Genomic DNA, 8,069 nt, shown 5'->3' on the forward strand with positions numbered 1-8,069 from the left:
CCCGTGTCGAGGCCCGGCGAGCCGACAGTGTCCGCAACCACGTCCGACGCAACAACGCGCCGGGAGCCGGCTACGGGATGACGATCGGCGGGAATCCGGGGACGGGAATGGTGATGCGCGGTTGACCGCCGTTCGGCGAGCTCGGTGCCCGACGCTGACTGCGGGTCGTCGACTTCTTGGTGGTCTTGGGCGGCGGCGGGGTGGTGTAGCGGACCGCGGTTTCCTGCGCGACGACGAGGTCGGCCGGGTCGGCGTATTCGGTCGATGCGGAGGTGGTCGGTCCGGTGGGCGCTGCGGCGATCACCGCGGGCGGGGTGGGTCCGGGGTCGGTGGTGCCGGTGAAGGCCACGACCGTCGCGGTGCCGAGAACGGCGAGCACGGCGGCGACGGCGCCGCCGAGCAGCCAGCGTTGGCCGGACGAGTTGCGGGAACGTTCGTGATGTTGCTCGTACTCGGGTTCGGCATCGACCGAGGCATCCACGTCGACCAGGGCATCGGCGCCGACCGGCGGTCCGACCACATCCGGCGATTCCACCGCCTCGTCGTACGCGTACACGGTCGGGGCGGCCGGGTCGGTGATCGCCGGGATCTCCTCGGTGATCGCGTCCTCGACCACGGCATCGCGGGCATGAGCGGCCGGCATCGGTACCGCGCCGGGCGCCTCGACCGCACGCACCGTCTGGCCGTCCATCACCAGCATCCGACGATGCGTCGTCGCACTGAGTCGGCCGACGTCCCCCGGCCACCGGAGGTGTGTCGGGGCGAGGACGATCACAGCGTCGGTGACGCCCAGAGTGTCGAGGGTCTGCTCGATCCGGTCGCTCACGTGGTCGGCGAGGGGTGCGGTGGCCACGTCCACGTCGCGACGACTCACCCGGACGAGGCGGACGTGGTTGTCGCCCATCAGGAAGGTTCCGTCGGAGCCGGCGAGCGCTGCCCGGGCCCGGCCGACCACGCCGAGCAGCTCGGCCTGCCATTCCTCGCCGACCGGCCGTTCGACGCGACCGTCGGCCACCAGATGGTCGGCGATGGCCCGATCGAGGGCATTCGCCGAGGTCGCAGGGTCGGCGGGGTCGACGGCGAGCACGCGCCGGGCCAGCAGGTCGGCGACCATCACGCGGCTACCGGCGTCGTCGAGGTCGAGGACGGCGATGATCGGCGCGTCGATCTCGTGGAGGTGGTCGCGGATCGACATCGGCAGCACCGTCATCGGCGCAACACCCGGATTCGGGATGCGGTGAACGGTCATGATGGTCGGATTTCCTGTGCCTGGCGGGGGCCGGTGGCGTGCCCCGGGTACGTCAGATGGTCTTCAACCTAGCACGGGCGTGCGGGTTATCCGAGGTCACGCGTGTGGTCCGAGCGGGGGAATGACTGCGGTTCACGCCACCGAGAGCGTGGTATTCCCAGCCCGCAGCAGCCCAGATATGTGGTGCAAGACACCGTCGACCGTCGACGATCACCCGCTCCCGGACCAGCGGATCGAGCTCGTCGGGACCCATGTGGACGAACTCGGCCCATTCGGTGGTGACCGCGACGACGTCGGCAGCGGCGACGGCCGTCCGGGCGGAGTCGGCGAAGTGCAGCATCGGGTACATACGGCGGGCGTTGTCGGCGGCTTTCGGATCGAACACCGTCACCGTGGCACCGCGCAGGGCCAGTTGTCCGGCGACGCTGAGTGCCGGGGAGTCACGCACGTCGTCGCTTTCCGGTTTGAACGCGGCACCGAGGATGGCGATGTTCGCGCCGATCAGTTCGCGACGGCAGACACGTTCGACGAGTTCGACCATCGCGGTGCGACGCCGCATGTTGATCGCATCCACCTCGTGCAGGAAGCCCAGGGTGCGGTGCGCGCCGAGTTCGTCGGCACGGGCCATGAAGGCGCGGATGTCCTTGGGCAGGCAGCCACCGCCGAAACCCATGCCGGCGTTGAGGAACCGTCGGCCGATCCGGTTGTCGTGGCCGATCGCGTCGGCGAGGGTGGACACGTCGGCACCGACGATCTCGCACAGTTCGCTGATCGCGTTGATGAACGAGATCTTGGTCGCCAGAAAGGCATTCGCGGAGGTCTTCACCAGTTCGGCGGTGGCCCAGTCGGTGGTGATGAACGGCACGCCGGTTTCGAGGATCTCGCGGTAGATCTCGTCGATCACGGCCACCGCGGCCGAGCATTGTGCGTCGGGGTCGGTGCCGACGACGAGGCGGTCGGGGCGCAGGGTGTCCTCGACGGCGAAGCCCTCGCGCAGGAACTCCGGGCTCCAGGCGAGTTCGACGGTGGTGTCGTCGTCGGTGCGGGCATCGATGCGTGCCTGCAGGGCGGCGGCGGTGCCGACGGGGACGGTGGACTTGCCGATGATGAGGTGATCACCGCGCAGGTGTCCGACGAGGGTGTCCACGGCGGCCTCGACGTAGGTGGTGTCGGCGCCGAGCCCGCGGGCCTGCTGCGGGGTGCCGACCCCGATGAAGTGGATCGAACCGTGCTCGGCGGCAGCCGGATACGACGTGGTGAAGGCGAGCCGACCGGCATCGATGTTGCGGCGCAACAGATCGGAGAGTCCGGGTTCGAAGAAGGGCACCTCGCCGACCGACAGGCGGGCGATCTTGTCGGCGTCGACGTCCACGCCGAGAACGTCATGGCCGAGTTCGGCCATGCAGGCGGCGTGCGTGGCGCCGAGGTATCCGCATCCGATCACCGTGAGCTTCATACCTGTCAGAGCTACGCCGGTAACGGGGCGTGCAGCCGACCGAACAGTGGCGTCGACGCGTCGTGTCGGTGAACTCCGACGGGACCCGGTGACGGGCAGTTGAACGAGGTTACGAGCAGGTCAGCGGGCGGTGTCGGGCAGGAAGTTCAGGTACGCCTTGGACGGTGTCGGCCCGCGCTGCCCTTGATACTTCGAGCCGACCGCGGCGCTGCCGTACGGGTTCTCGGCCGGGCTGGTCAGCCGCAGCAGACACAGCTGGCCGATCTTCATGCCCGGCCACAGGGTGATCGGCAGGTTCGCCACGTTGGACAGTTCCAGGGTGATGTGGCCGGAGAAGCCGGGGTCGATGAATCCGGCGGTGGAGTGCGTCAGCAGGCCGAGGCGCCCGAGCGAGGACTTGCCCTCGAGGCGGCCGGCGAGGTCGTCGGGAAGGGTGCACACCTCGAGGGTGGAGCCGAGCACGAACTCACCGGGGTGCAGCACGAACGGTTCGCCCGCGGCGGGTTCGACCAGGGTGGTCAGCTCGTCCTGCCGTTGCGCCGGGTCGATGTGGGTGTATCGGGTGTTGTTGAAGACCCGGAACAGGCTGTCGAGGCGGACGTCGATGCTCGACGGCTGCACGAGGGCAGGGTCGAACGGGTCGAGTGCGAGGCGGCCGTCATCGATGGCCGCGCGGATGTCCCGGTCGGAAAGCAACACCCTGCGAGGCTATCAACCGGCCACGGACCGGCTCGGTGGCCCCGAGGACCACCGGCCGGCCGGTGGCGTCAGCGCGTCGGGATCGGTACCGACTTGGTGGTCCCGCCCGAGTGCACGGTCGCGGTGAGCGGCTCCCACCCGGTCCAGGTGTTCACCGGGACGTCGATCCGGCCACCGGAGCCGACGGCGATCGGGGTGCGGCTGGCGGCGTTCCGGTCGGTGAGGGCGTCGCTGCGTTCGACGGAGAGCTGCACCTTCTGGGCGCGACCCTGCGATGCCACGGTGACCCCGGACCGTGAGGTGGCGCCCACCGACACCGGCGCTCCCGGACCGATGGCGAGCTGACTGGTCTGGGTGGTCACCGATCGCAGCGAGTCCTGGGTGGCCACCTCGAAGCCGGCGGTGGTGGGTGCGGTGGACCGCACCGTCACCGCATGGCGGGTGGGGTCGACGTCGAGGGTGGCGGTGGCACCGGCAGGCACCTCCATGTCGTCCACCACCACAGCCCCACCGGCGCTGACCACGGTGGTGTTGATGTCGGCGACGCGCCCGGCGTCCACCCCGTCGACGACGATGCGGAACTTCTTGCCCTTGGGCACCATGATCGAGCCGGTGTTGTCGTTGTTGAGCAGGATTCGCTGGTCGATGCCCGGGATCGGGTTCCCGTTGAGGTCGGTGACCCGCAGGTCCCAGTCGACATCACCCACACCGCGCGCCGACCCGTTGGTGTCGGTGACCATGACGAGGGTGTAGTCGCCCCGCACATACGGGGCCTCGTGGTGTCCGAGCGCGGTGGACAGCGACGTCAGCGACATCGGGTTGGCCGGCGACCCCTCGAACAGCAGGGTCGGCTCGCTCGGGTTGGTCGCCGTGGAGTAGAACCACGAGTTCGCCGCCGGGTCGACGATGATCATCTTCTCCACGCCGGGGAAATTGTTGTCGTAGACGACGATTCCGGACTTGCCGTCACCCAGCTCGCGGATCGCGATGGGGGTGATGGCGTGCCCGGCTTCCTTCTTCTCGTCGGTGTAGATGCCGAGGATGTAGTTGTCGTTGCGCGCCCATGCAGCCCGCAGCCGGGTCAGGATCTCCGACGCCGGGAGTGCGGCCTCGGTCTGCGCGGTGGGCGAGAAACTCTGGGTGATGAACATCCGGGCGATCAGCTCGTCGAGGGGTCCCGACGGTTTCATGTCGTAGACCGACTGCCAGGGCATCGCGAACGGCAGGGGGTTCAAGCGCTTGGTGGAGTACAGCCCGGCCAGCGCCGCCATGCCGTAGCAGTGGCCGCCGGACATCGATTCGTTGAGCTCGTCCTGGAGCAGCTCGGCCACGGTGGTCGGCGAACACACGCCCAAGGTGATCCGGGCACACACGACATCACCGAAGACCGCACGCATGCCGTCCACGGTCAGACCGCGCCGATGCACTCCGTCGTCCGGCCCCCAGTTCTCGAAGGAGAAACCGTCGCGCTTGACGTCGAAGGCCGTCTTCGCGACCACCTTCCCGGCCTTGGGGTCCACCACCGGTGCGGCATCGGCAGACCCTGCCGTCATCACCATCAAGGGGGTCGAAACCGCCACGGCGAGAGCAGAAACCAGAAGACGAGTCGACCGACGAGAACGGCCCGTACCTGTACGCATTGCAAAACAGTAGCCGACAAATCCGACAGCTCACTCCGCATCCACAAGTCTGAGTCACACCTGGCACACTCTTGCCGATCGGTCCCCCGCGACGCCCCGACCCACCCCCTGCTCCCGGCCACCGCCCGCGACGTTTGCTACAGTGTGCGTCGCGGGTCACAAGCCCGCACGCCGATGTAGTTCAATGGCAGAACATCAGCTTCCCAAGCTGAATACGCGGGTTCGATTCCCGTCATCGGCTCCACGTTTGACCAGCGGTTATGCACCAAACCAGACCACACCAAGCCCGAGGATGTCACGGGGTGTGTCACAACTTGTTCAGGGCGTTTGCCGCGCCCTTCAGGTCGTCGGCTGACGCATGACCCGCGTAGGTTGCCATCGGAAACACTGCCGATGTGTGGCCAATCCAGTCCGAGGCAACCGCGATAGACACCCCGTCCAGGTCCATTCGGGTCGCACACGTGTGGCGGGCGTCGTGGCGCCTGATGTGACGAACCCCGTAGCGGGCCAGCATGTCGCGCCAGTACCGGGACAGCGTGGCAGGGCCGTACGGCTCCCCCACCTCATTCACGACGACGTACCCACTGTCCGCGTACACCGTGGTCCGGTCGTAGCCCCGGGCATCCTTAGTGCCAGCTAGACATGGATGTCTGTTCGATCACATCCGCCCCTTCGTACATGGCCGTGTGTCCGGCCTGCCACAATACGTCAAGAATTTGTCGTACCAACGTGCAACGCTGGCACACGTCGATAAGGAGCGGTGAGTGGGAACCTGGCCTGGGCACTACCCTGACTCCTGCCCACCCGAGAGTGCCGTGGAACCACAGGGAACCAGGTATCGCTTCGTTAAGAAGCCCACTGTCCAAGCAAAGGACTTCATGAGCCATTTGGAGCTGTACATCAAAGGGCTACGGTTCAAGGACCGTCAGCCCTGGGATGACGACTGCATGGCTTCGGGCCTGAGCGTCTATGAGACCAAAGAAGCCGCTGAACAGAAGCGCGGTGCCACGGGCGGCATGAGGCGGCTGAAGATCGCGGAGGGCGACGTGACCGGTCTCGGCAGAATTGCGACAACCCCGCCAAAGAACAGCGCTGGACATCAGACCTGGTGGGTACCGGAAGAGGTCGATCCGGAACAGATATTCACCGTGGTGGACCCATGACGCTCCCGAAAAAAACTAGCCTCGGACATCTCGAATTCCACGAAGTTTACGTGGAATATGACGGACCCAGGCTATTCTCGTGCCGGTCTAGGTCGGGGCAGATGTACCTTGCCGAATGGGCTGGGGAGAATGATAACTACGGTGATGATTGGCTGTTCGTTCCGCTGACACCAGAGAGGCTAGGTGCGGTGCGATCGGGCGGCTTCCCTGTCCGCCAGGCTTTCACGAATCCCGAAGAGCAAGTGTATTCGGTATCTACTTACTATGACGATGGACGGCGCGACGAAATACAGGTGATCGACGCAGAGTTGATTACCGATGACATGTTGCCTGCTAGCGATTTCTCGCTAGACCTTTACACCGCCACCAAGCCACCCGCTGTTGATCGAACCGAGCTGGCACGAAGGTCGCGCGCCGAGAATCGCACAAGGCTGCGTATAGAACTCGACCAACCCGATATGCGTCGAACCGAAGCGAATACACGCGATGTTGGCGAGATACTTGTAGGACTGCAAAGACTTCTTGATAACGTCGGATTATCGAAAGAGGTTGGACCGAAATCCCACGCTCGCGGCCCGATCCCGCCAAGGGTATCGAGAAAGATGGCGAGCGAGGTGGTCGAGCTTAGTGCGGCTAGCTTCGTGGTCGAGATTGCCGCAACCGAATTCGATGACCTGTTCGGACAGTCGCTATTCGCTGATGCCTCCCGGGAAATACTCAGCGTACTGGACCCGCAGTTAGATCGTTCTGCCATAGCCGAACACATGTCCCAACTCGGCCCGAGAGCGGCGAAGAGCTTCCGTAGATTCGTTGAAACGCTTAGTTCGGCGAATTCTTCGGTGGACATCGCCGGTGTGGGTCAGGAATTTTCATATACCAACGCCGAGCTTTCAGAGGAGCGGATCGCTTTCCTGGAAACGATTCTAAACGCCATATCACCCGATGAGGAAGTTGAGAGTATCGAAGGTGAGATGACTTTGTACGCCTTCGACTCGGACCGGTTTACCTTCGGCCTTCGAGACATTGAAGGCAAAACCTATCACGGGACAGTCGAAGAACAAGCCCGAGCGCACGTGCAGAATCCAACGATCAACCGGCAGTACCGAGCAACGGTCGTCGCCTTCTCATCGTTGGATGATGTCATCGGGGAGAACAAGATCAGCCATCGACTGCGGCAGCTAGTACCGCTGGACGATGGTTCTGGCGACGGCTGATCCCGCTGACAAAGCGCTGGGGTGTAAACCGCGATCTTCGCGTACGCGGTAGTTCAGCCGTCGTGTCACAAGATGTCACAACTGGCCCCGCTCCGGGCGTATACGGCGGTAAACGATTCGACCCCAGATATGGCCGCTGACCAGCGCATACCCGCTCCGGTTGAAGACGTGCGGAAACAGGTCTGACCATGTTCCCAAGCTGAATACGCGGTTTCGATTCGCGTCATCGGCTCCACCATCACAGCAGGTCGATCGAGCTCGATCAGGCGAACATCCGATCTGCAAGAACCACACCCCCGTGCTGCGCGCCCCCCTCGTCGACAGCGCACTCGCAACGATGCGACGAAGACAGACTCGATCCCGAGATCCAGGCGGCCTCCGCATGCTCGGGGCATGCAGAAGCGGTCAGTACCGCATGGCCCCATCGTCCACGACCTCACGCGTGTCCACGTCTGGCACACCCCTCCGCGTTCACCCGGAGGCGCGCCGTACTGCCGTTTCTTATCCCAAAATTTCTTGCTTTCAAGCAATCTCGTTGTAGCCCCCGCCGCCGCGATCGGGGTGCACCCGACGGATTCACGACCTCGGCGGGACCGCCGACCATGCGCCGCCCGGGTGCCGTTCGCACAGATACTGGCACGGATGTGG

General features: G+C 65.1%; 7 protein-coding genes and 1 tRNA gene. 3 read left to right on the forward strand and 5 right to left on the reverse strand.

Annotated features, from left to right (window positions below; all coding sequences use genetic code 11):
* Positions 1-70 precede the first annotated feature (70 nt).
* The 4 genes from GD1_RS23335 to GD1_RS23350 form a co-directional block, all read right to left on the reverse strand.
* On the reverse strand, positions 71-1,249 hold the full coding sequence (locus GD1_RS23335; protein ID WP_059039900.1) for a serine/threonine-protein kinase: 1,179 nt from the start codon (positions 1,247-1,249) through the stop codon (positions 71-73).
* Between the two features lie 52 nt (positions 1,250-1,301).
* Complete coding sequence (locus tag GD1_RS23340; RefSeq protein WP_059039902.1) at positions 1,302-2,705, reverse strand: UDP-glucose dehydrogenase family protein; 1,404 nt, start codon at positions 2,703-2,705, stop codon at positions 1,302-1,304.
* A 120-nt stretch (positions 2,706-2,825) separates the two neighbouring features.
* Positions 2,826-3,404, reverse strand: a complete 579-nt coding sequence (gene dcd, locus GD1_RS23345; protein WP_020789778.1) for a dCTP deaminase — start codon at positions 3,402-3,404, stop codon at positions 2,826-2,828.
* A 68-nt stretch (positions 3,405-3,472) separates the two neighbouring features.
* Positions 3,473-5,044, reverse strand: a complete 1,572-nt coding sequence (locus GD1_RS23350) for a hypothetical protein (protein WP_059039904.1) — start codon at positions 5,042-5,044, stop codon at positions 3,473-3,475.
* A 170-nt stretch (positions 5,045-5,214) separates the two neighbouring features.
* Here GD1_RS23350 and GD1_RS23355 point away from each other — a divergent pair.
* A tRNA-Gly gene (locus GD1_RS23355) sits at positions 5,215-5,288 on the forward strand.
* A gap of 63 nt (positions 5,289-5,351) precedes the next feature.
* Here the strand turns inward: GD1_RS23355 and GD1_RS23360 are convergent.
* Positions 5,352-5,642: a tyrosine-type recombinase/integrase gene (locus tag GD1_RS23360; RefSeq protein WP_059039906.1), complete on the reverse strand. Its 291-nt coding sequence runs from the start codon at positions 5,640-5,642 to the stop codon at positions 5,352-5,354.
* A gap of 280 nt (positions 5,643-5,922) precedes the next feature.
* Here GD1_RS23360 and GD1_RS23365 point away from each other — a divergent pair, with 280 nt between their 5' ends.
* Both GD1_RS23365 and GD1_RS24890 read left to right on the forward strand, forming a co-directional pair.
* Positions 5,923-6,207 carry a hypothetical protein gene (locus tag GD1_RS23365; RefSeq protein WP_059039908.1) on the forward strand — a complete coding sequence of 95 codons (285 nt, stop codon included), beginning with the start codon at positions 5,923-5,925 and terminating at the stop codon, positions 6,205-6,207.
* Positions 6,204-7,421 (forward strand): DUF6575 domain-containing protein, encoded by a 1,218-nt coding sequence (locus GD1_RS24890; protein WP_307190369.1) that lies wholly within the window; start codon positions 6,204-6,206, stop codon positions 7,419-7,421. The genes GD1_RS23365 and GD1_RS24890 overlap by 4 nt, the downstream gene beginning before the upstream one ends.
* The last annotated feature ends 648 nt before the right edge of the window (positions 7,422-8,069 follow it).

This window comes from Gordonia desulfuricans NBRC 100010, assembly GCF_001485495.1.
GTDB lineage: Bacteria > Actinomycetota > Actinomycetes > Mycobacteriales > Mycobacteriaceae > Gordonia > Gordonia desulfuricans.